Below are 24,385 nucleotides of genomic sequence, written 5' to 3'. Positions count from 1 at the left end.
GTGTAAATGAAGATGATTTGACATGATTCATCATTTTTTTCAAAAACTGTATATTAATTAATCGCTATAAATTTACCAAAAACAAAAAAGTTTCCGTGAGGAAACTTTTTTGTTTTTGGTATACATTATATGTATAAAAATTAGTTTTAAAAATATTTACTTATTTGTTGATAAAATTGTATGTGGATATTGTTCCTACTATTAACTACACACATCTCATGCAAAGCCTCGCTACAACATAAACAAATTCATCTTATGACTGCGTTTCTTCTTACGAAAGTTTCTTCTTACGAAATTAAGTAATTGTTTCAATAGCTGGTTCGGGAATCATAGAATTACTTTCTTTCTCAGTCCTATTATTCTGTTCTTTTGCCTAAAATTCCAATATCCCCATTACTTCTTTCGTAAATAGTTTAAAATCAGTTAAATGTTTTTCAATAATTTGACGAACAATATCTAAATTTACACTTTGATAATCATGAACAGCAATATTACGAAATCCAACCATTGCTTTTAACTTATTTGCTAGATCAACGCTAAGTAATCCTGCTGTAACCAATAAATCAAAAGCCTCTCGACTAGATTGGGGTAGTCCTAATTTTTTCCCTGCAACAATATGCATTGCTAAATCAATACTCGCTTCACAAGCTCTTTGTATGTTCAATATTATTGAATCTTGTTTTGTAAAGTCCTCTAAATTTTCAGGGTTATTTCCATATACATCTTGGATTCTTTTTATACAACGCTCTATTGTAGAAATTTTATTTAAAATAACCTCATTCTTCATATATAGAACCTCTTTTCTTTATATCATCAAATACTATCTGTCTTTCTTCGTTCAATTTTGAATACATTTTTAAGGTTTTCATTTCAAAAATGACCTTACGTTTTTCATCTGAACAAAATATTGTCTTTCCTGTATGTATAATCTGAGCTTGAAAAACTGTAGAAGCTTCGGATAAATCAACTAAATCAACATCTCTATGAACAATGTTAGCTAACTCCTGTGCTAATAAAAAACGTTCATAGTTCCCTAAAGTTGTGTCACTTAAATAAGCTATATCAATATCACTATCTTCTCGTTCCCTGTTCTCAGCCGTTGATCCAAACACAATTATCCAATAGGGATTCACCGTCTCTTGTAATTTTTCTATAATAGCTGTTATCATACTTTGAAAAATCATCTCATTAATCCCCCTTAGTATACTTGAATTTTATTATATCATAACCAATGATAAGTCCTTTAAACTACCACAAATACTTAAATAAAATTAAGCCTTTTTAGTACTTAACTCCTCACAAAATTAGAAGTTTATTTCTGACCTAAATTATTATAGTTCAGGGGTAGGTATGTTGTAGTTTTGTATCTATTCAATACGCAAGGAATTTTCCGCACATCCCTTCAAGATATCATGGACACTGCTTCTCTGCCTAAAGGCGCTATTTATCGCCGATTTAAAAGCAAAGAAGAAATTGCATTGGCTGCACTTGATAAAGGTGGAGAAATCATATGGAAACATTTTTATGTGGCTATAGAAAATAAAGAAAATGTTATAGATAAAATCATCGCTATCTTCCTTGTATACCAAGATACGGTCAACAATCCCCCAATAGCTAATAGCTGGTGGGTATCCTTTACTTAATGTTGCAATTGAAAGTACAGATGTTTTCCCTGAATTACATGCTGCAGGTGCAAAAGGATATGATAATACAGTAGTACTAATGGAATCTCTTATTAAAGAAGGAGTCGAAAAATAAGAAATGAAAGATGATATAGATGTTATGTCACTTGCTTCTTTCATAGAAGGGGCTATTATGGCTAGTCAAGTAACAAAAATAATATACACCACCATTATTTTATAGAACAAGTAAGACATCTTCTTAATTCATATGCCAATTAACTCTTCCTAAACTACTTGTATATTTTAAAACAAAAAGACTCTTATGCTACTACGCATAAGAGCCTTTCTCACTATTATTATAAATAACTAGTTATATAAGAATCCTTTATACTAAGAAGTTCTTTCTACCATTATTCTGGGAAAATAAAGGTAGAGTCCCCTTCACTATTAGTGGAATCTTCTTTTGGGAATGTAATAGTAGATCCTTCATTTCCCTTATTCCCTTTATTTATCTCTGGTTCATCAGGAAATACAATGGAGGAATCATTACCTAAGTTTGGTGAAAAACCAAGTTTAGATAAAATGGCTTTTAAGTCAGGTAAAACACCAATTTTATCAGAGATTGGATCGTTAGATTTCGTCCCAGTACTAGGGTCACTTAAAATATCCCTAAGCTGGCTTGGTGTATATACTTTTCCCTGATTATTTTTTGCAATTCCTTGAATTGATGCAGCAGCACCAGCAATAATAGGTGATGCGCTAGATGTTCCACTAAAGCTAGAAGTATATAGATTTGTTGTAAATTCACTTGGTTTAGCATCTGTTGTATCTACTGCATTCCCCCATCCATACACATCCACTCTACTACCATAATTAGAGAAATATGAACGCTTATGAGGAACTCTTGCAGAAGCTGCTCCAACCATAATTGCCCCTGAATCTTTAAAATCAGGACTATTACGATTTAAAACTTGTTTACCGTTACGGTCTCTGAATTGATCTAAATCGTTTCCGCCGTTTGCACCTGCTTCAATAATAATAATTCCTTTATTTGCTCCCAGACGAATTGCATCAAATATATCCGGTTTTACTTCTACAGGAAGATAGTTCTTATCTCCATATCCATCGTAAGTTGCTTGTGCCTCTAGTAAAAGAATATCTCCAGCTTGCATATTGTTAACCGCACTTAAAATAGCATCAGCTGTATTATAATTTCCGTTATCCCTAATTTGAGATACAACCTTTACCTTAGCTTTGGGTGCGATTCCAATTCCGCCTATGTTATTATCCTCTGCCGAAACAATTCCTAAGACTGAAGTACCATGATCATGGTGCTCGCTTTTATTTTGTCCAGATATCAATTCAATCTTTTGATTCACTAAATCCTCATGACTAAATAACCACCCATACTCCATATCTACGAATGTAGTCCCTTTTCCATCCCCACCTTTTATGCTCCAGGCATAAGGTGCATTAATTCCTAATGGTGCTGGTTCAAGATAACCTTGTCTTGTAAGTCTAGGCTCATCATATGGGTTAACAGATAAATTTGGTAAACGCTCTTCTGGTGACGCCTCTTCTTCCTGTAAATACGCCGTTTCAACAAGAGATGATTTCTCAATTTTTGTAAGTAACGCTTGTACATCAATACCATCTTGAGTTTCTACAATATAGTAGTTTAGCAAATTAGAAGAAATATGATCAGAATCTTTTATTTCTTTACCTAGATTTTTAATTTCTTTAGGATTTAAAGAATTAAAAAGTCGATTTATAGTTACATTTGGATATTCAGCTAAAATTCCAATGAATTCAGGATCTTGTTTTTCTTCTTTAATGAATTTTTCTATTCCATCCTGATATGGTAAATTCGCTTCATTTTTAAATTTTAAAATTAATTGTTTAGTAGCTTGCTTATGTACAGTAGAATTCAATTGCTTATTTGAATAATTGTAAGTAGCTGCGTAGGCAACTTCTGATTTTTCACTTGGAAGTATACCACCTACTCCATTAAATGCTGTTAATGCAATTGAAGAAACTAGAATTCCCTTAAAAATTTTCAAAACGCACACCTCTTTTTATTAATATATAATTATAAAAAAATGTATATTACCTAATTTCTTTCTAGAAATATATTTTATATGTAGGTCTATATTTTCAACTCCATTCATTCTTAAATATTTGTTTATACATCATTCATAGAACTAACTCATGTCAATCCAATCTATTAATTTAGTTACAAACCTGTAACTATTATAGTTACAGGTTTGGTGAATAGTCAACCTTATATGTAATTTTGCATTGAAAATCATAGATACTTCTATAAACTTACCCTTAATTATTGTAAGAGAGATTGAGCTTCTATCATTTTAAGTAACTGCATATATGTAATATAAAACATATATGGGGGGTTAAAACGTGGTAATTTCAAGACAAGATTCTTGGACTAATGATAACGATTTACTTCTCGCATCAACAGTACTTCAGTATATTCGTAACGGTGGAACACAATTAGCTGCATTCAAAGAAGTAGCAAAACTACTAGCTAGAACACCCGCAGCTTGTGGATTTCGTTGGAATTCATATGTGAGAAAACAATACCAAGACGAAATACAACAAGCCAAACAACACCGTAAAGCGGGAAACAACATTCCTCTCTCCCAATCAGAAAAAGAAACAAACTCTTTGTCTATTACATTAGATGACATTATTCTCTTTCTACAAAATTATAAAGATGTAAATGAATTGACAATTTTACAAAATCAAATTGAAGCTTTAGAAGCTGAGAATCAATCCCTTCTACAACGTTTAACTATGTATGAAGAAGAGTATCATATGTTACTGAACCATATCGATAAGACAAGAAGTTTAATTGTAGTGGATTAAACCGCATAACTATTTTGATTTTCCAGTAGGACCTTCGCCCTCCAAAATTACTTTTAATAAAAGAAATTTGGCCTCTTGCAATTGATAATAAGTAAAATACACATACATAATGTATGTGTATTTTTAATTGGACTATTATTAAAAGAAATGTTTAGTCTATGTTACATCTTTTCTAATATTTCTTGTCTTTCGCACCATTTCGTTAGCTTTTCTAATGCTTTTTTAGATAAACGTTTTGTTTTATAATTGCAAAATCTAGATAATGTAGACGGAGAAATACTAATTTCATCTGCTATTTCACGAATACTTACTTTTTTTTCATTGTGTACTTTCAGTATTTGTTCACGGATCTTCTTCTCTATTTGTTCGACTGATTCTACAGTCTTCTTTACTTCTTTAACAACTGTTACTTCAGGTAATTGTTCTTGAAGTTCTTCTATACATTTCTTTCCGATTACCCTATCCATTGATTGCAGCATTTCCTCAGGCGGTAAAATCGTTATTCCTAAATTAGCGTAATAGTTTTTAAACCAATTACGTTTCCCAATTTGTTGTTCATCAAGTGGATCACTATACTCCCAATGAGAGATTACTTTTTCATTTTCTAAATCCATTAGAACATTTTCCAACTGTTCTCTAATGCGATTCGGCTTCCAATCTTTTGGGATATCCATTACTGCTAGCAGCCCTTTGTCCCCACCTATAGAATATGGCTTTTTCAATGATGAATACATTTGTCTAATTCTCCATTGCCATGTTAAGTATCGAATTAACCTTTTATGATATTTGTGTCTATAACTATTGTATTCAAGTGCTTTTTTAGATAATAACGCTGTTGTATTATTTGATCCGTATAAGTAATTGGTTAAAAAGCTGCCTGGCTTAATACGACAAGACTCAATGCCCATGTATTCATTAGTAACACTATGTCTCCACAATACAACTGAATCTAATACAAATAACCTTTTGATTACTTCACGTTTTAATTCTAAACGTTCTCCATCATCATCACGGTCATTTAATACTACTACCTCATTATCATCATTTAAATAGATAAAAATGCTTGCTAAAGCCGCAATTCTCTTTGCTATTTTAATTTTATCTTCCGCTCTATAGTATTCTTTATTTTTGACTACTGTTTTTGGAATGTTACACATTTCTAAAACTTGCTCATAAGAAAAATCAATGAATTCGTCTGGAGATTTTGCTTCGTTTATCCATTGTATTGTAATTGCATCTAAACAATCTGCCGTTAAATCATCCATATTACTCATTACATCATCGACAAGGGTATTCCACCGAGCAGCTTCTTCTATATTTGTAAGTCTTAAATCTTCATCTTTGTGTGAAGAAAGCTGAGCTACACCATTAGAAGATTTAGTTTCAATAGGATATTGTAAAACCTTACTTAACTCATCTTCTTCAAATTGATTTTTTGCAATCCCATCTCTTAGCTTATAATAAACAGCAGAGTTATTTACCTCATAATAATCCTCATAGTTTACTATGCTTGTCTTATCTATATTTTGATCATTTTCTACTACTATGGAACTTGAAGGTGCTACATCTTGAAATTCTTTTTCTATAAATCCTTCGATTTCTTTATATATTTCTTCCTTATAGGAATCAATTTTCGCATAAATTTGTACTAATGTAATACCGGATTCTTGCTTTTTTTCTAGCCAAGACACTAATGCAGTAAATGATGGAGATGCATGAGATGAGGTTAATACTTTATTATTATTGTTTTCAACATCTTTAAAGTATGCATTCCACTTATTCCATACTAGCTCATTTGTTTTATAAATTGGCTCAGAGATTAACAATGCATCTCGAAACATTTGTAATAAATTATCCACTTTATATCCCTCCCTAAACCATGGATCATAACAAAGTAGTTTTCATCATAAAATTCCTTACTACTATTATATTTAATTTATTGTAACAGATATTTACAAGGTTTTGCGTCTTTCTTCCCCTAACTCGTCATCTTGCAACATGGTTGCTCTTTCTCTTCCTATTTCTTCTCTACTTGCATTCCTTTTGCGCTTTGCTTTCCCTTAGTCCTCAATTTGCAACATGGTTGCTCTTTCTTTTACCTATTCTTCTTTACTTACATTTTTTTGCGCTTTGCTTTCCCTTAGTCCTCAATTTGCAACATGGTTGCTCTTTCTTTTACCTATTCTTCTTTACTTACATTTTTTTGCGCTTTGCTTTCCCTTAGTCCTCAATTTGCAACATGGTTGCCTTTTCTCTTCCCTATTTCTTCTTTACTTGCATTTCTTTTGCGCTTCGCTTTCCTTAACTCATCAACTTGCAACACGTTTGCAGTATCCTTTCCCTATTTCTCTCAACTTGCAACAGTATAATTTATTTTTCAACCTAGTAATTTTAAAATTTTTAAGCTATTTTTCTTATATTTTGAGTAAGTTACATACATAAAATGCAACATGTTTGCGGTATCCTTTCCCTAACTTCCCTACCATTTTCACTCTAATCCCTTATATACCAAGGGTTTAGGTACTTTTCCACTTACTTATATACATATCATCCAACTTGCAACACGTTTGCGGTATTCATGCCCTTATTCTTTACACAAGATGCAACACTGTTTGCGGTATCCTTTCCCTATTTTCAATCTATAAGTGCCAAAAAACCCTTTTATATCAAGGGTAATCCTTGCAATTCATTATTAATGATCCTGCTAACCAACTTGCAACACGTTTGCGGTATCCTTTCCCTAACTCCCCTATCATTTTCACTCTAATCCCTTATATATCAAGGGGTTAGATACTTTTTCTGCTTATTCATATACATATAATCAACTTGCAACACGTTTGCGGTATCCTTAACACAAAAAAAAATTAAGAAATTCTCTTAACCCTTGATACGACTAGCTTCATAAGCTGTTGCAAGTTGCTATTTTTCTTCTTAAAGGAGCACATTTTTACAAAATTCGTTTTGCTATAATCAAAATTGGAATATTTTATAGTAATTTGGCATATCTTTCTGAATTTGTAGAACGGAGGTGAAAAAGATGGGAAAATCATTTGTGATACGTAATCAACGTAGCTTAAATGGGGAAACAACCAATGCTGTGTTAGTAACATTAAAAGCTTGGCAAAAATTTGTGGAAACATTTGAGGAGAAGTACTACAGCTATAAAGATACATATTTAGAAGATATTCTGCAGCACATGACATACGAAGAACGTATTGCTGACGTAGAAGGCTTTGTCGAAAAAGCCAAACCATCTTTTTCACGTCGCGCAATGTCTGCACTTGCAGGAAAAACAGGAAGAAAACATAAATTATACGGCATTACGAATGCTGATCTCGAAGTTTTCTTATATCTACATAAGAAATGCTTTACTAATGGTGTTATTCCAAATGTAACAATACATATGATGTGGGAAGATTACAAGCAATACAAAGAAGAATTTGCTTATATCCAACACTCTCAATTCTATATTGCATTAAAGAAATTAAACTTACATAACATTATCTCCATTGAAAACGGAGTAGATGGCCGATATACTATCAAGCTGACTCATTTTATGAATGAGGAAACAGGAAAAGCAAATCCATACGTATATATTAGTCCTGTTGTATTTACAAAGGCTTTCTTTAAGCTATCTGTAGCGGCTAAGAAACTATTCTTAGATATCGCCATGCAACAACATACAGAAACAACATTAAAGCGTTCTTTGGACAAGCAGGACGAAAGAGGCAACAAAACTCACTTCGGTGGGATGTATCGTTTCTTACATAAAAAATATCCGCATCAGATCCGTGCGGTTATCGAAGAATTAACAACTGCATTACCATGTACGGGGAATCCCCTATTCAAAATTTGCAAAATGCAAAAAGGTGTAAAGCATACAAAACGATATACAACCTTATATTTATCTATTCATTCGGATTTTTTATGTAAAAAAGAATCTGGAGAAGAGCAACACAGGGATCCATTTACACCAAAAGCTACCTATGCTCGTAAAGCGAAATTTATAGAAGCAGTTCTACAAGAGATGAATATCGGTGAACTGTCTGCAGACATGAATAAATTCATTCATGTATTAAAGCATACTTGTCATCGCCAAATCCGCAGTGTAATTCGCGGACTTCGTGACATAATTGATCGAAAAGAAGGATATCCAACGAAAATTGTATATACATTGAAAAAACTATTACATCAAACATCTCAATATCAAATCCTTGATGCTGCAGCGAAAGAAGGTATCTACCCTCTTATTGCGCAACATATACCAAAAGAGAGAAATAGTGACCGTGAGCAAGCTGTCTTTAATTTCGGTTTATATTATTCTATGTACTCTCTACACAACATTAAGAAGATGTTTAAGAATGTGCATGCACTACTGAAGCAGAAGTTTGCGGTACCTGTGACGGAAGAATCTTATCACCGTAATTATTTAAAATACCCGGAAGAAACGTTATTTAGAAAATATGCATATGATCAAGGTGTGAATCTTCATGCATATATCGCTTTAGAAATTGAAATGCGAGAAAAATTAAAAGTTCGTGGTCATAAAGAACGCACGATCCCAAGTGATGTACGTGAATGGTTTATCGAAGCCATTGATAAGCTACCACAAGAAAAACTTCGTGTGATTGAGCTACCAAAGCAGTTTAATTTACTAGAGTTTATGCGTACCTTCGAACGTTTAGTACGTGCTGGTGTAACAATAACAGCTCCAGATCAGGTACTAACTGCAATGGAAATAAAATAATAACAACTAGCTCTCTATTTTTGAAAAAAACAAAAGTGGAGGGCTATTCGTGTTTCTTTAATTAGTAATACCTTCCTACTACTCTATTTATAAATACCAAATCGAAAGAACTTCATGTAAAATGGAGTCTTTTTTTATGCACTTCTATACAAATTTGGTTCTATCAATACATAACTCTCCACATAATACTAGAGTGTGTTCTTCTAATGTATTAAAACCTATCTCATAATACCTACAAAAAATCAAAAGGAAAATAATAATAATAGTGGATATGAGGATAAATATGATCCAATGTGGATAATATTTCCTCAATACCCCTGATAATACTACTGTCGCTCATTTTATCTAATAAAAATCATCAATAATAATGTGAGTTATGTGTAAATACTGAGTAATGTTAACAAATAGCTGCCTAACCTGAATGAAATGTGGATAATTAGAAGATTAATACCAACTTGATTACCAAAATAAGTAAAACAACTTCTATTTACAAGATTGAATATATATAATGCGATTGGTATCAAATTCTTTCCGATTTCATGTAGAAATATAGTATTTTCTTTCTGCTTTTTTGTAGAATTAAAAGTCTAATAATCCTTGAATCTACGGATACTTTTTCTATAATTTATGATTTTTTATGTTTTTATATCAACTTTCCCCTTGCAGCAGTAAGTCTAACCTCTATTTTAAATAACCTATAAAAGTTTTATCTTTATTTCTTTTTAATATATAAGATATATATTTATAATAGATTTTTAATACAGCTAGTATGTTTGTTAATAAGATGTCCGACTTAATTGAAAATATTTGTAAATTACGTTATAATAATGGTAATTAAACAGATCATTACCCTCATACAAAAGGACAAACCTACGTATCCCTACCAGGACTAGGTTTGTCCTTTTTTCATTTTACTAAACAATTTATATTGGGAGGATTAAACATGGCTGTACTAAAAGATATGAATTACATAGAAAAGAATACTTATAATGAGATTGGATTTTTTAAAGGTATTCTTTGGGGATTAGTTTTTGTAGTGCCCTTTTGGAGTATTATGATAGCCCTATTTATTTGGATTTATAATTAATAAACAACATATCCCAAAAACAAAGGGTTGTTTGTCCGTTTGCTTTTGGGATATGCCAGCAACCGTGCGTAGCAAAGGGCGGTAGCAGGTCTTTCACTTATTTTCTGTTATAATATATCCAATGAAATTAGGTGATTATATTGAATGAAACAATTAACTTAGAGAAAACTTTAGAAGCTTTCTCTACATATTTAAGTGAAAAAGGCCGAAAACATTCTACAATCCAACGCTATGCATACGATATTAAAGATTTTTATAGATGGTTGAATGAAAATGAGTTGCTTTTACATATCAAATCATGGAATGAAATATCCGTAGATGATTATCAAGCTTATTTCTCCGTGTTAGAAAACAAACGAGAATATTCTCTTAAAACAAGGCACAGGATATGGGTGGTTTTAAAGAAGTTACACATGTTTTTAGGTATAGTTAGTCCATTAGATTATATTCATCTCTCTTTAATTCCGGATCAATCACTAAATGACAATGATTTTATTACTGTATTGGAAGAAGCACTTTTAAAACAAACTGTTCTATCAACTAAGGGATTAACAGAGAGACAAGCTAAATATCGCCCTCTAATCATGAATAGAAATGCTTGTATAATTAATTTAATAATAAACTATGGTTTGTCTTTGCAAGAGCTTGTATCGCTTAATATGAGCCATATACAGTTTGCTAGGAACACTATAATTGTTCCAGGAGAAAACGGAGTTACTAGATCCATCTTCTTAACAGTCGAAGATACAAAACAGCTTTACAAATATTATTCGACTATCCCTGAACCTGTAAGACCTCGACAGCACACAGATAATCCCCTATTTGTGGCATTTGATTTTAATCGAGGTACTTATCGATGGGTTTACGAAAATGATGCACCAAAGGCTTTGTCTGAGGTTGCTATACAAAAGATGATTCGACTTGAAGTGAAACGAGCAGAATTAGATAGGCGTATTTCTGCACAGCAGCTGAGGAACACATTTATTCTTCGCCTTATTAAGCAAGGACTTTCTGAAAGTGAATTAATTGCTAGAATTGGTTTTAAGACTAAAATATCGTTAAAAAGATATTTTCAATATTTGAATTTATAAGTCATATAAGGAAATTTGATATAAAATATTTATATCAATTAATCGTGCTGAGGGATTTATTGGTGATATTTCACCTTAATTCATATCTTAATTGGCTCAATTGAATTTATTATTAAACAATAAACTCCCTCTGCTTTAAATCATAATAGAGGGAGTTTAATTATTTCGTATACAGGTATATTAATTGTGCATTTTGTAAATTGTAACTTTAGATACAGTAACAGATCTTGCACCAATTAATCGTAATAGTAAAGATTTATGATTCTCATCACTATGTATTATATAACCAATTCCTTCGTAATAATGAGCACTTAAAGTTTAGTTTTAGAACTCTCCATCTGCTAACTCCTAAGTCTTTAAGCCGTATTGCTAAATCACTCATTTGATTTACTTTGCTGTTTTTTTGTCAGTTTACTTTTCCTCCTCTATTTTTAGATCTATTTCTTTAATTAGATTTTCATTGGTCTTCATTAATTCCTCGAAGTACTCTTCTTTATTTTCTTCTATGTACTTCATAAGTTCCTTAAATTCCATTATAATCTCCTCTTCGCTTTTACTTTTAAGTATTACTCTAATTCAAAGACAGATAACATCTCAATTTGTAGAAATGATTTTAGAACACCCCAAACTCCCTCGGATTCATGTAGTTGTACCTAAAGAAAATTTTCATACGTATTAAATCCAACCTCATTATATTAAGAATTACCTTAGTGAAGGAACCTCTTCAGGAAATGTCATATCTTTTTATCAAGTTTTTGCTGATTTTGTAATTTATCCCCACCTACGTTGCGCTTAGAGGAAGGAGAATTCTAGTTGGAATTCGTTAAAAATGAATATATCTTGGTACTAAAAAACTGCCGAGTTCAATTAATTTGGTTCAAGATGTTTTTTAATGCATTTTTTACAGTGACATCTATTTATAACAAAAAGATTTCGGGCTTTTCGTTCATTGACATTATGACAAATAAATCTTCTTCACCATTAATATCATGTATAGTAAACCACGTTAATTATCGCAATTACCATATGTAAATATTAACATAAAAAAGAAATAATTTGCAGACTTATAAAGCGTTTTCGCGAATGATATCTTTATATTTGGATTAAATAGTATTAATTACAATACATACCTTGAAAACATGTAGAAAAGAGGTGAATAAGGTTAAAAAGATTTTAATTATTATACTAACAGTACTAGTTTTGTGTAGTTCACTTTTTTATTTTGTTTTTTATAGTGAGTCTACGTTATCAAAAACAAAATCTAACATTCCCTACAAAAAAGAAGAACAATCTGTAACTTGGGGAAGAAAGGCTGTAATAGAAGATAGATTTACTGGTATTCAAAATAAAATCAAGGTTGCTATTTTGGATAATGGTATATATAAAGAACATGAAGATTTAAAAGGTAAAGTTGTAAAAGAATTCAATACTATTAATTTAAATAATCCTATTATTGATGAAACTGGCCATGGAACTGCTATTGCTGGAATCATAGCTGCTGAAAATAATAATTTGGGAATTTTAGGTGTAATGCCAAACATTCAACTCTATGACGTCAAAGTCCTTGATAAGCAAGGTAAAGGCGATGTTGACCATCTTATTAAAGGTATACGTTGGTGTATAGAACAACGAGTTAATATATTAAACATTAGCTTTGGGTTACAATCTGAAAGTCCTGAATTAAAAAAAGCAATAGATGAAGCAGTAGATTCTGGAATTATTGTAGTAGCTGCTGCCGGTAATACTTATGGATTGGGTGTAGACTATCCCGCTAAGTATGAAAATGTTATATCTATATCATCAGTAAATAAAGAATTTAAACGTGCTAGCTCATCTGCCAAAGGAAAAATAGATTTTGCAGCTCCTGGAGTTGATATATTGTCAACTAATCAAGATGGAGGGTATTCCACATATAGTGGAACATCGTTTGCAACTGCATTTGCAACTGGTGTTATAGCTGCATTATTAGCTGAGGGCGATAATACGCTTAACTTGGACCAAATTAAAAAAATTTTAATTGAGCGTTCAATAGATCTAGGAAGTACGGGTTATGATAATGAATTTGGCTATGGTTTAATACAAAAATGACTAGGAGTGACTAAAGATGCAAAAATTATTAATAAAAATAATGATATTGACTTTATTTATTACTTTAATTCCTAATTTAGGGATTATTGTTCATGAAGCTAATGCTGCAACACAAGAAACAGACCTAATTGATCAAAATGTAGAACAACAAGTTGATAGTAGCGTTTCAGAAGGGTTGAACGTTGAGGTTGTTACAGATAATAGTGCAGAAATTATAGTAGAAAGTGCAGTAAATGCTGAAGATTTTACCGCATCAACGGATGTTTCTTTAGATAAAGAAACAGGTGATATTCAGGTTAATGGAAACTTTATTGATGAAAATGGAGAAGAAATAAAAGTAAATTTTGATGTTGAAGTCATTGAATCAAATGAAGAAGTATTCATCGCCAACTTTAGAGATCAAAAAACTGGTAAAATATATGAGTATGATACAACAAAACTTCAAGCTTCTGTAATACCAGCCGTTCCAGTGGTATTAGCTTTAGTAGCCAGAGCAGGTATCCAAGCTGCTATAAAAAAATGGGGAAAAACTGCTTTAAGACAAGTTTCTAAGCAACTAACAAAATCAAATAGTCCAGTGTGGAAAGGTCTATCATCACATAAAGGAAAAACAAAAACTAGTGGTAAAGGTTCAAAAAAGAAATACTATGAATGGGATCATACTCATAACGACATTGAGGTTTATGATAGTAAAGGTAAGCATCTAGGAAGTATGGATCCACTTACTGGTGACATGATAAAAGGTCCTGTTAAAGGTAGATCTATAAAAATATAATAGTTTGAACAGAGGTGTATTATTTCTTGAAAAAAATTAGAGGTTGGAAAAGAAGAGTAAGAAAGCTGAATGAATGGAAAGTAGAGAATAGTCAATTTGATAATAAATTTTTAGAGGTTAACCATTTTGATTATGTAAAAACTTTTAATTATCTAGATACACAGGATTTACCAATTTGGTATAAAAAGAAAGTGATTTGTGCATTAGTTGAAGTTTTTCAAAGTTGGAAGTCGACCGCCGAATCTAAGTTTGATCACTTTTATTTAAGATTACAGATAAATGGAAATGATTTATTAGATTCTCAGCTAATTATAGCTTTAGATGAACAAATAGTAGAGTATAAAAATAAATTCGTCGAATATCAAACTCAATTGGAAAAGCCGTTATTTTTAAATAACATTGCTCTCAACTGGCAGGCATATCATTTAGTTTCTATTTGGCTAGAAGATGAAATAAATACTCTATCTGCAACAGAAAAAGAATTATTATTAAATAATTTACTAGAGGTCCGAAAGGTTACCTCCTACGAAGATGAAACTTCTAATGAATATTTAATTAAGGACAGTGTCATTTGGGTATCTGATTACGAGAATATTAAATAGAATAAGTATAAAAAGTAAATAACTTCTAGAACATGGGTTTAGTACAGTACTAAACTCATGTTTTTGATTCTAGTTAAATTTATATTCCATGTTTGAAACATTGCATTGCCACTTTATTACTTGGTGATTCCTCTTTAATTTCTTAATAAATATTCAGAGTTATATTGTTATCCCCATAGCAAAGTATCATTTCATACTGCCATGGAGCATTCCTCCTTTTTTATTAGATAGAAAAAGAGAGTCCCTATCTAATAGGCACTCTCTTTTATGTATATCCTCTATTTTTAATCAACTGTGATTTCATGTATATTCAACTTGTTTAACTTTTCCATATAAAAACTCATTACTTTTTGAGCATGTTGTATAGCGATTAATCCATCTTGAACAGTAAGTGCTTCAAAATACGGATAACGAATGTCTGTAGCATAACCATTCAGCTGCACACATTGTTCTAAAATCAATGAGAACTCCTCATCTAATCTACAACAAGATTTGTGCAGCATTAAAAGGTTATGAGTTTTTGGGACTATTCTACCATTTAGTGCAAGAAATCCTTTTAGAAGTTTTTCCACACATTGTTGACTATGATAACAAATAATTGCAGTAGGGAAAGGTTTCATGTGAGTTAAGTAACCAGCAGAATCTAAATCAGATTTTGCAATGAATACCCATTCTTTTAGATCCTCAGTATTTCTCATATAGGACCTTCCCTTCTAGTGCAATCTTATGTTCCATAGTTACGGTACGGTTAGCACGTTCTTGAAACTCTTCTGGCCCATACACTAAAATATCAACTGGTGTTTCCATAACATCATAAATACCCCAATTGATACGATTAATGACTTCTCTTTTTCTTTCTCCGACACCTTCCACAACAATACAGAGATCAAAATCACTGTCTTCATTTGGTGTGCCATATGCATGAGAGCCAAAAAGGATGATTTTTTGGACAGAAGATACAGTTTCACGAATCTTTTGCACCAATAGGTCCAATTCCCTTTGTACTTCTTCGTTAATCCGAATCACTCCTCGGATAAAGTAATTATATTGACGTTTAAGTATATTATACATGTGTTCCTCTTCTCCTTGCTATTACATATTTATTTTTATATTTTTCTCTTGTTTCCCAACGTTCTGCAATGCTTGATAACATTCGTATATCTGCTTGAAATCTTGTAAAAATCCATCGTCAGAGATACTATGAAATCCTTTAAAGTTCTTTCTACACCAATATAAAATGCTAGATTCATCCTTCGCTAAAAAAGAATCCGGATTGAAATGAATCAAAGCCCCTGCTAAACAAGCCAGAAGCAATGGTATCATTTCGGAATCTTGCTTTGATAAATCAAGTACAGATACAACGGTATACTGTTTATATTGGTAGTATTGTAGAACACCATTACACATGTTTGTTGGTGTTAAACTGTGTTGTAATTGAGTGGAATCTAATTGATACACTCTCATCTTGTCCCCTCCTATATCATTACTTCTCAATTGGTGCAGCTTTCATAAAAGCCTTTTGAGCTTGGAAAATGATATAGTGATTCGATACGGTACCTTCATCAAAGAGTTCGTTAACGAATTGGGCAACAGTCATGGCAGCGAACTTATTGGTAATAACGCGCTGTGGTTCTGAAGCAGCTAATTCGGAACAACTTAATTGACTTGGAGCCGTTTCTTTTTTCGTAAAAGCATCCGGAAATAAATCGCCAAGCGGTGAAAGAATGACCTCGCCATTCAATTTAACTCCACATACTGCTTGTCCGTTATAACCACTGTTTTTATAATCAGCTATTTGTTGAGGTGTCCAATGTCTTTTATTTACTTCTCTCCAATTATCAGGAACGGTTACAGCTGTATTCCCTACATCGATGTAAAGAAGATTATCCGATTGATGGAAGAATTGATGAAAGACCTCACGAGAAAACATATTATCTACTGCCCCAATTACAATTGGCAGATACAAGTAGTCGTCTTTATGTTGTTTTTTTAATAAATCATATTTATTACCAAACAACTGCTGCATTGTTTCTATGTCTTCTATGTACTGTGACGTAAAGGAAGAGATAGGAACGTTATAGCCAGCTTTATATCGACGAGCCAGTACTTGTGCTTTGTATTTACCAACATCAGGTCGAATAAAGAGTTGATTTCCAAGGTTGTAGAGTAGGAAGCGAGCGCCTTGTCATATTGCTATGATAGGTTTCTCAAAACCCCTCACCGAACCGTACGTACTCCTCTCAGAGTATACGGCTCTCCATCAATTGCTTGTCAAAGTTACTTTTTTCTGTTTTTCGCTATAAGTTCTACTCTCATGTCATAGTGAATTTCATTATGGCAATCCTCACACACGGCTAATGTTTTGCGTCTACGGGCAATCATTAATTTTTGCCATTTGGCTTTGCCTTTCTCAACATCTTTCATTTTTCGAACATGGTGCATTACTAAGTTAGAATCGGTTTTACCACAATGTTCACATTTGTTGGCTGATAATCTATCCATAAGACTAGTTGTTGACATGTGAGCTCTTGAGGCTACCATGTTGTCGATGTTATTTTCTTGTGTTTTCATCTTAGTTATATCAACCGTTCTAAACCCTTCCCTGTAGAAAGAATGAGAGTGTTGTTTGCCTTTTTTATCTTTGTACTTGACCACGAATACACCGTTTTTGCAATATTTCCCCTTGATTTTGCTAATTGAGCTTTTATATTTATTGGCGAATGTTTTATACATGCTGTATTCTAGAACGTAACTGAATTTTTGGAGTACCGTTGAATTAACTGCATATTTGTAGTAGTTGTACATCCCTCTAATCTGTAATACATAATTATGTAGTATTTCCAGATCATCTAAGTGTGCCATTTCTGGTCTATGCTTTGGTTTCCAAATTTCTTTCCCATTCACATACTTCATTTCTAAAACATTCATGGCAAGTAATTTATTTCGCCATGCTTCATGGGGTATTTCAAGTCTTACTTTTAGATTGTGATGTCTTCTTTTAGCACCTTTCACTGAGTATTTGGTAAATAGCTCATTTCTAGTGATATTGACGTTGTATCCAAGAAATTTTGCTTTCTTGCTAGAGTGGGTGATAAGTGTCTTTTCTTCTGATAAAGTTAATTTCAATTCTTCATTGATAAATTGAGCTATATCAGATTTAATGGCTTTGGCATCATCTTTACTGCCGATTATCATTATAATGAAGTCGTCAGCATATCTAACATATTTTAGAGACTTGAATTTATCCGATATTGGATTGTAGTAGGGACGTTTCCCTCTTTCCTTAACCCATTCGTTGACTTGCTCGATTAATTCTTGAGCTTCATTGAGTTTACCTTGTTCTCTTAGTAAGTCAGCTTTCTTACGACCTCTTTTTATTTTGAGGTGTAAGTATTGATATCTTTTATCAACTTCTCTGTCTTTTGGTTGACCTTTTCCGAATCTTTCAGCATATTTTTCCATGTATATATCTAGTTCGTTTAGATATATGTTGGCAAGAAGAGGACTAAGAATACCTCCTTGTGGTGTTCCGCTGAATGTTTTGTGGAATTGCCAATCCTCCATGTACCCAGCTCTAAGGAACTTCCATATTAACCCGATAAGTGTTTCGTCATTGATACGTTTTCTTAGTAGGTTAATTAGGATATGGTGATCAATATTGTCAAAGAAACCTTGAATATCACCTTCAATAAACCATTTAGTTCCACTACCACTCTTTTTAATTTGTTTCAGAGCAGTATGACAACCCCTATTTTTTCTGAATCCATGTGAGTTCTCAGAGAAGTTTGGTTCATAAATAGCTTCTAAGATGTACTTTATTACTAATTGGACAAGTTTATCGTCAAATGTCGGTACCCCAAGAGGACGTTTTTTCTTACTCCCTTTTTTATCAGTATAAACTCGCTTAACAGGGGTAGGTTTATAGTTACCATTTTTAATATTGTTGATGATTTTAGATACTCTATTTTTTGAGAAACCATCAACAGTGTTATTTATGGTTCCTCTAGTCATATTACCTGGATTGGCATATATTTCTTGATAAGCTTTATAGTAGAATTCCGGATTATAAAGGTTTCTATATAATCTTTTGAACTTATAGTTTTCTTTAATAGTATTCTTTGACAAGGTGTTCAATACATAAACTGGATTTCTCATTAGCATCTCGCTTCCTTCCTGTTTATTATCATCATGAACTAATTGACTGCCTTCCTTCGCCATCTTGATTTCACAACCATGACCTAACGCAGTTTGTAATACGTTAGTGTGATAGGCTTTCCCTATCTCTGACTACTACGAAGGCTCCGTTACCATATGGAATATTCAAGAGCCACATTTCTTGGTTTTCACCTTGAAATCATCCTCTATAGCCATAAATGGCGCTTCCACTTAGGTAATCCCCATTTAGTACCTTGTAAATAGTTTGTAGTAATATCGGTTGGGACTTTCAATCTTTACTAATGTACTTTAGTCGGTTCTCTAGTGTGAAACACACCTCTCTCCAAAAAAAATAGATGAGATGAACTAGAGACATATCGTTTCAATGTCTATTTCGATATGGTCGTTGATAAGACCCCTTGATTTATCCTTCACGCAGTTTAGCATTCAACCTTGTTTACCACGGTACACCTAGAAATTCAGTCGCACTCATGACATTAGAGTGACTTATCCCGTTGCAGCCATGCTACACTCCCCGTTCACTTTCGATTACGGATAAGGCTACCGGTGTCGGGTTGTTATCTTGTTTCACTTCACCCGCTGATTTACTAAATCAGAGTTTACAAGGCCCTTATGGGCGCACTTTTTCTTCAACCGTGTCTGGATCTGCAACTACAATTTCGCCATCCAATTGAAAAATACTCATCATTTGAGCAATATGTTGTAAAATTAATCCTCCGTTTCCTCCAGCACCTACTAATACAATATGTGGTACAATCTTCTTTCCTTCTGCAATATCAATAACAATACTCATTTTTATAGCCCCCTATTTTCTTTTGATTGTGTATTCTCTAAATTTCGTAGAAATGGAATCGATAAATTTGTAATCCTATGCACGGTATACAAGTCAAATGAATGCATCAATAGTATCGGTGCAGCATAAATGACTCCTTCCTCTGTCCTTCTAATGCTTTATATATGTGATTCATCTCTAACTTGCACATAAATTGAAATAGCTTATAGTCATCATGCGATTCCTCTATTGCATGTTTATTCTTTGTAAGAACTAACATGTAGTGCTTTATCTTTGTAAACATTGAGCCGTGAATTGTTTTTAATGTTGTCATAATAAAGAAAGAGACATAAAATATGTCTCTTTTACGCCCCCTTGTGTATCTATTTTAAAAGTGTGATCCTACTTAAATCGTAATTTTGGCTTATCCCTTTCGTTGCATATTCTCCTGCAAATATAAAGTTAGGGTTAATAGAATGAAATTCCCCATTTACACAAGTGCGTACAAGTAGTTCAGGGAAAACATCCTCTATTCTGCCAACAATTGCATAAAGAATAGGAGCCCGTTCACTTTGATCATCTAAATCACTTGGTTCAGCAGAGAAACGATGATGACTATGTATCTCCATAATTTTCATAGCGATAGACTGCATCTCTATATTCGTTTCAGGGATTACAATTTCAGTTGCTACCTGCTGGCGTGGAAAGTCCATAAAATAACCACGCTCTGTATTGAAATAGATATCAGCATGTAATTCGCAATCACGTTTACGAGAAATGGCCTGTGCAATAATGATAAAGTCCATTAATAAGATCCTCGGAATAAAATCCCCAGGTAAAAAATGCTTACGCCAAGCACCAAAAGAAAAAGGACAATCTGAAATAGATTGTCCCTCTACAGTACTTGCTCCTTTTGCGCCGACAGTTAAAATCGGAAGTAGTGCATTTGTATCCTCATCAAATTTAATGACAGTTAAGCCTTTAACAAATGAGGGATAACGATGCTCTAATTTTACGCGGATGTCCTCTGCTTCTATTTTTCTTACATCTGTTGAATCTCCATTTTGAACAGCGATTCCATGTGTAATTTCTTCTTCTGTAAACCAATCTACTAACGGTATATCTCCAAATACTACGTGACGAACAACCGTTGTTGTATTGATTTTATCTAGACAATCTGTAGATTTTGTAGCCTTAACTTTCTTACTACTCTTTGTCTTATCTTTTGTTTTTTCCTTTTTTTCTTCCTTTTTAGCAGTGGCTTGCTCTGAAGCAGCTTTTTTCACTGGTACTGTTGTTTCCTCTACTTGTTTTTCCATATCAAAAAAATCGAATAAGTTAGTCATATTAAAAATCCTCCTAGTATGTTTTCTTGTATATAATCCCGCTATTTATTAAAAAGTAATTTCTGATTCTATTAGAATAGAATCATCAAAACTTTGGTTTTCAAATCGTTTAAATAACTCTCCTACTGGTTCCGTGTGAGTATGTGTAAGGTCATGGTTGAATGAACTTGCAAAGAATAAAACATGAAATGTTTCTAAATCTTTTAAAGTCCGGAATTCAGGTATCACAACTCTACCCGTACATACAGATCCACTAGGATGAACATTAGAATATGGAAATTGATATAATTTCATTCCTTCTTCTAACTCCATATCTTCTTTTACAGCAAAGACAGAGATATTCGTAACTCGTTTTTGGTACACCGTATAACGAAATAATAGACGTGGAAAGCCTACTTGTTGAAACGGTCGTTCAAAAAAATGAATATCCCACTGAGCCTTTGGTACTTCAATCCAAACAGCTTGTTTATCTCCACTCTTAGATAACACCTCGTGTTTTATACAACCTTTTGGGAGTACGCCACTAGAGTAATGAGTATTATCTTGTGTACCCTGCTCCATAACTTCTTTTAAAGCTAAATAAAAGTCCTTAAAAGTAACGGCAGTTTCTCCACGTGATAATTCGTTGTTAAATTGCTGTATGGTTACAATTCCTTTTGGCTCTAAAGCATCAAATATTGCTACTGTCTTCATTTGTTGTTTCCCCCTGCGTATAGATTGCTTCCAATAAATCTAGTAACATTTCAAATTTATATGGCCCGTATAATGGTTCCTCGCCATAATAGAGATAAAGAGATTCCTCATTAATTTGGTAAGAATACCTTACTGGATAACAATCTAGTAATATTGAAATTTTTTCTTTATGCTTTGGTGATATGCCATCTATCGTTTCAGCTATAGCACCCCATGTGTCCTCTGCAGCTTCCTGTATTTCCTTTAATGGTATGTCGAATAATGTGGAGAGCTTTTCATGCTCTTCTTCATCAATTGGAAAAGCTTCTAAGCCCATATCTTCGATCATGTCCGTACCCAATTCTTTAAATCCTTCTTCATGGTCTAATTCATAGATATTCTCTCGCTCTAAATACGATGGAGAATACTGTGTTACATCAATCGAAAGCGCATGCAGCCTTTTAAAGTAATGTAAGAAATGAAATTGACATGAATAAAATTTAGATAGATTTATGTTTAATAGGTTCATGGAAAGTAAGAAGATTACAATCGTATCTGTTGTTTCTATGTCCTCCCACCTTAGTGATTGGTTTTCATCTAGAAAATCCACACAAGTTAGGATTTTACCAATTGCCCCATGAGAGATTTTGTTGAAATCTATCTCTATATCTTTAGAAAGGCTTTCTAATATATATATTTCCTCTTGATATCTTTGTTTAATTTGTTCCCAACATACAATGCTATAAGTTTTGTTTAACTTAAGTGATAGTAAGTAGTTTGACATCGCTACATTAGATGCATAGCTAAATAATTTCTTCATTTTTAGGCCCTCTGTACTAACTTGCTATATTTTTTGTTAACTGTATCTCTTCAAAGATACGAAGTAACATCTCAATTCGTTTAATTGCTGGAAAATATGTATCATCATCATAGAAAAGGTAAAGTTTTTCCTCTTCAGCTTGGTAAAGCATACGTATATCAAACTGATTCTGGATTGAATGAAAGAAACTTTGATCCTCTATCTTGATATTAGAGAACATTTCACCAATTGGACTCCATGCATTCTCGATAATGCGGTTTAATTCATCCATGGGTATATGAAATAGATTCGAATATATGATTAGAGTATCTTTATCGTCGCTATCTACCTCTTCATGATGTAATTTCATATCTTGAATTAAGTCATCCCCCCAGCTTTTAAATGAATCCTCACAATCGTATTCTTCGAAATTATCTTGTTCTAAATAATTGGGGTAATAATCTTTTACGGGAATTCCTAATCTATACATACGCATAAATATCTCCATAAGATACAATTGCGATGTATAGAAGCAGGAAAGATCAGTATCTAAAGATTTTTCCGCAATCATGATTATTTCAAGTAAAGTTTTCGAATCTAAATTAATAGGGAAATTGGAGTCCTCTTCTAAATAAGAAACGGCAGCCATTACTTGTTGAATGGCTCGTTCCGAAATCTTGCTGAAGTCTATTTCTCTTGAGTGCTCTAAACAATCTAATATGTAGATTTCTTCTTCATGTTTCTTATCTGCAAGTAATTCATGTAGTAAGTGAGCATTCTTTTGTATTTTTAACGAAAGTAGATACCTTCTTACTTTCTGCTGATTGTATGTAAATAATAATTTCATACCTGGTTCCCCTTCGTCTTTTCTCGAATCATTGCCGCAAGACGGATTATAATTTCATAATAAGAAAGTACCCATTCATCAAATGAGTACTGTTCATAACCATCCTCTAGAAATTCAATCAAAATATGACTGGGATACGCTTCACTTTGATAGGTGTTAAACGAAAATTCATGTAACACGAATTGAAAATCAGATTGTGTTATATGTTCCGATCCTATACATAAATAGTAACCAGCTGTATCGAAGTAACATCCTTCCGCAGCCATAGAACTAATATCCGAAGCGAAATTCGAATACATGTCTTCTGAGCTAAATAACGTCCCATCTAACAAGTCTTTTTCAGTTCCAAAGGCAAAGTGACAAAATATACTTGTTTGCTCGTTAAAACGCGCAAGCGACTCGAATAATAGTTCACTTGTGATATGCAACTTGTCCCTGTGAAAATCATTGATATTGATTAAGAATGGGATGTTATATTTACGAATTAATTTTTGTATGCGTAGTATCCGAATGTATACTTTCATCTCATTTCCTTGATTAAATAAATATCTCATCTTCTAGCCCTTGCTTTTCTACATCTTCTAGTTGTTCAGTGAAAAGATGTAAATGTAGCATTTCTTTTAATTCACAATCTGGACCATTTATACGAAATGAATTACCACTATAAAACGTGACATAATGACGTAGCTGTTCAAATTGCTTTTCAAATTCATCTATATGTTCTAATGGTATGTTTTCTAAATCAGGCATTTCGTTTGCAATAAATCCATTTATAATCGATTCAAAGGATTGACGAAGTTCTTGATTATTAGGAAGGACTTCTTTTGACTGTAAAAAGTCAAAGAAGTCACTGTGATTCATACTCATTTGGATGCCCC

At 32.8% G+C, this 24,385-nt stretch carries 23 protein-coding genes and 3 pseudogenes; 8 read left to right on the top strand and 18 right to left on the bottom strand.

The features are described 5' to 3' along the window. Positions 1 to 373: 373 nt before the first annotated feature. Complete coding sequence (hepT, locus tag RTP99_RS21205) at positions 374 to 787, bottom strand: type VII toxin-antitoxin system HepT family RNase toxin (RefSeq protein WP_046647635.1); 414 nt, start codon at positions 785 to 787, stop codon at positions 374 to 376. Then, positions 777 to 1,184 (bottom strand): type VII toxin-antitoxin system MntA family adenylyltransferase antitoxin, encoded by a 408-nt coding sequence (gene mntA / locus RTP99_RS21200; protein WP_000577223.1) that lies wholly within the window; start codon positions 1,182 to 1,184, stop codon positions 777 to 779. The genes hepT and mntA overlap by 11 nt, the downstream gene beginning before the upstream one ends. Before the next feature lie 177 nt (positions 1,185 to 1,361). Between mntA and RTP99_RS21195 the strand changes: the two are divergent. Continuing rightward, positions 1,362 to 1,901 (top strand): annotated as a pseudogene (locus RTP99_RS21195) (TetR/AcrR family transcriptional regulator). A gap of 131 nt (positions 1,902 to 2,032) precedes the next feature. Here the strand turns inward: RTP99_RS21195 and RTP99_RS21190 are convergent. Next, positions 2,033 to 3,682 (bottom strand): S8 family peptidase, encoded by a 1,650-nt coding sequence (locus tag RTP99_RS21190; RefSeq protein ID WP_046647639.1) that lies wholly within the window; start codon positions 3,680 to 3,682, stop codon positions 2,033 to 2,035. A gap of 355 nt (positions 3,683 to 4,037) precedes the next feature. Between RTP99_RS21190 and RTP99_RS21185 the strand changes: the two genes are divergently transcribed. Then, on the top strand, positions 4,038 to 4,505 hold the full coding sequence (locus RTP99_RS21185; protein ID WP_046647641.1) for an RsfA family transcriptional regulator: 468 nt from the start codon (positions 4,038 to 4,040) through the stop codon (positions 4,503 to 4,505). 161 nt (positions 4,506 to 4,666) lie between these two features. Here RTP99_RS21185 and RTP99_RS21180 read toward each other — a convergent pair whose 3' ends face one another. Beyond that, positions 4,667 to 6,364 carry a helix-turn-helix domain-containing protein gene (locus tag RTP99_RS21180; RefSeq protein ID WP_046647643.1) on the bottom strand — a complete coding sequence of 566 codons (1,698 nt, stop codon included), beginning with the start codon at positions 6,362 to 6,364 and terminating at the stop codon, positions 4,667 to 4,669. Between the two features lie 1,178 nt (positions 6,365 to 7,542). Here RTP99_RS21180 and RTP99_RS21175 point away from each other — a divergent pair. From RTP99_RS21175 to RTP99_RS21165, 3 genes are all read left to right on the top strand, one after another. After that, complete coding sequence (locus RTP99_RS21175) at positions 7,543 to 9,252, top strand: hypothetical protein (RefSeq protein WP_046647645.1); 1,710 nt, start codon at positions 7,543 to 7,545, stop codon at positions 9,250 to 9,252. Positions 9,253 to 10,195: 943 nt separating this feature from the next. Then, the gene (locus RTP99_RS21170; RefSeq protein ID WP_162837644.1) at positions 10,196 to 10,339 is read left to right on the top strand and encodes a hypothetical protein; all 144 of its coding nucleotides are present in this window, start codon (positions 10,196 to 10,198) and stop codon (positions 10,337 to 10,339) included. A 131-nt stretch (positions 10,340 to 10,470) separates the two neighbouring features. Next, positions 10,471 to 11,430 (top strand): tyrosine-type recombinase/integrase, encoded by a 960-nt coding sequence (locus RTP99_RS21165; protein WP_046647647.1) that lies wholly within the window; start codon positions 10,471 to 10,473, stop codon positions 11,428 to 11,430. A 411-nt stretch (positions 11,431 to 11,841) separates the two neighbouring features. On the opposite strand, the gene RTP99_RS21160 is transcribed toward RTP99_RS21165, so the two are convergent. After that, the gene (locus RTP99_RS21160) at positions 11,842 to 11,964 is read right to left on the bottom strand and encodes a hypothetical protein (protein WP_256490000.1); all 123 of its coding nucleotides are present in this window, start codon (positions 11,962 to 11,964) and stop codon (positions 11,842 to 11,844) included. Positions 11,965 to 12,582: 618 nt separating this feature from the next. On the opposite strand from RTP99_RS21160, the gene RTP99_RS21155 reads away from it, so the two are divergent. The 3 genes from RTP99_RS21155 to RTP99_RS21145 are packed head-to-tail and all read left to right on the top strand — an operon-like array spanning position 12,583 to position 14,895. Further along, positions 12,583 to 13,518 carry a S8 family peptidase gene (locus tag RTP99_RS21155; RefSeq protein ID WP_046647649.1) on the top strand — a complete coding sequence of 312 codons (936 nt, stop codon included), beginning with the start codon at positions 12,583 to 12,585 and terminating at the stop codon, positions 13,516 to 13,518. Between the two features lie 16 nt (positions 13,519 to 13,534). Further along, on the top strand, positions 13,535 to 14,293 hold the full coding sequence (locus tag RTP99_RS21150) for an SAR2788 family putative toxin (RefSeq protein ID WP_046647651.1): 759 nt from the start codon (positions 13,535 to 13,537) through the stop codon (positions 14,291 to 14,293). Positions 14,294 to 14,319: 26 nt separating this feature from the next. Beyond that, positions 14,320 to 14,895: a hypothetical protein gene (locus RTP99_RS21145; protein WP_046647653.1), complete on the top strand. Its 576-nt coding sequence runs from the start codon at positions 14,320 to 14,322 to the stop codon at positions 14,893 to 14,895. A gap of 284 nt (positions 14,896 to 15,179) precedes the next feature. Here RTP99_RS21145 and RTP99_RS21140 read toward each other — a convergent pair whose 3' ends face one another. From RTP99_RS21140 to RTP99_RS21080, 13 genes and pseudogenes are all read right to left on the bottom strand, one after another. Then, complete coding sequence (locus RTP99_RS21140; protein WP_046647655.1) at positions 15,180 to 15,593, bottom strand: HEPN domain-containing protein; 414 nt, start codon at positions 15,591 to 15,593, stop codon at positions 15,180 to 15,182. Next, a complete protein-coding gene (locus RTP99_RS21135) occupies positions 15,580 to 15,966 on the bottom strand; it encodes a nucleotidyltransferase domain-containing protein (protein WP_046647657.1) in 387 nt (128 codons plus the stop codon). Before RTP99_RS21135 ends, RTP99_RS21140 begins: the two co-directional genes overlap by 14 nt. Positions 15,967 to 15,987: 21 nt before the next feature. Next, complete coding sequence (locus RTP99_RS21130; protein ID WP_046647660.1) at positions 15,988 to 16,359, bottom strand: hypothetical protein; 372 nt, start codon at positions 16,357 to 16,359, stop codon at positions 15,988 to 15,990. 19 nt (positions 16,360 to 16,378) lie between these two features. Further along, positions 16,379 to 17,056 (bottom strand): annotated as a pseudogene (locus tag RTP99_RS21125) (ubiquitin-activating E1 family protein); the annotation flags it as partial. Positions 17,057 to 17,172: 116 nt separating this feature from the next. Continuing rightward, entirely contained in the window at positions 17,173 to 19,050 is a 1,878-nt protein-coding gene (locus RTP99_RS21120) for a reverse transcriptase domain-containing protein (protein ID WP_308125547.1), read from the bottom strand. 631 nt (positions 19,051 to 19,681) lie between these two features. Beyond that, complete coding sequence (locus RTP99_RS21115) at positions 19,682 to 19,864, bottom strand: ubiquitin-activating E1 family protein (RefSeq protein ID WP_000029266.1); 183 nt, start codon at positions 19,862 to 19,864, stop codon at positions 19,682 to 19,684. Between the two features lie 2 nt (positions 19,865 to 19,866). Continuing rightward, a pseudogene (locus RTP99_RS21110) lies at positions 19,867 to 20,177 on the bottom strand (hypothetical protein). Positions 20,178 to 20,226: 49 nt separating this feature from the next. Further along, positions 20,227 to 21,189 carry a hypothetical protein gene (locus RTP99_RS21105; RefSeq protein ID WP_046647663.1) on the bottom strand — a complete coding sequence of 321 codons (963 nt, stop codon included), beginning with the start codon at positions 21,187 to 21,189 and terminating at the stop codon, positions 20,227 to 20,229. Positions 21,190 to 21,237: 48 nt separating this feature from the next. Then, entirely contained in the window at positions 21,238 to 21,882 is a 645-nt protein-coding gene (locus RTP99_RS21100; protein ID WP_046647665.1) for a hypothetical protein, read from the bottom strand. Then, positions 21,860 to 22,681, bottom strand: a complete 822-nt coding sequence (locus RTP99_RS21095) for a hypothetical protein (protein ID WP_046647667.1) — start codon at positions 22,679 to 22,681, stop codon at positions 21,860 to 21,862. Before RTP99_RS21095 ends, RTP99_RS21100 begins: the two co-directional genes overlap by 23 nt. Before the next feature lie 16 nt (positions 22,682 to 22,697). Then, positions 22,698 to 23,507 (bottom strand): hypothetical protein, encoded by an 810-nt coding sequence (locus tag RTP99_RS21090; RefSeq protein WP_046647668.1) that lies wholly within the window; start codon positions 23,505 to 23,507, stop codon positions 22,698 to 22,700. Next, entirely contained in the window at positions 23,504 to 24,061 is a 558-nt protein-coding gene (locus RTP99_RS21085) for a hypothetical protein (protein WP_312367406.1), read from the bottom strand. The genes RTP99_RS21090 and RTP99_RS21085 overlap by 4 nt, the downstream gene beginning before the upstream one ends. Further along, the gene (locus tag RTP99_RS21080; protein WP_000062338.1) at positions 24,045 to 24,374 is read right to left on the bottom strand and encodes a hypothetical protein; all 330 of its coding nucleotides are present in this window, start codon (positions 24,372 to 24,374) and stop codon (positions 24,045 to 24,047) included. Before RTP99_RS21080 ends, RTP99_RS21085 begins: the two co-directional genes overlap by 17 nt. Positions 24,375 to 24,385: the final 11 nt, after the last annotated feature.

This window comes from Bacillus sp. (in: firmicutes) (assembly GCF_031983925.1).
Lineage (GTDB): Bacteria > Bacillota > Bacilli > Bacillales > Bacillaceae_G > Bacillus_A > Bacillus_A pacificus.
This window is presented reverse-complemented; position numbering and strand designations above follow the sequence as displayed.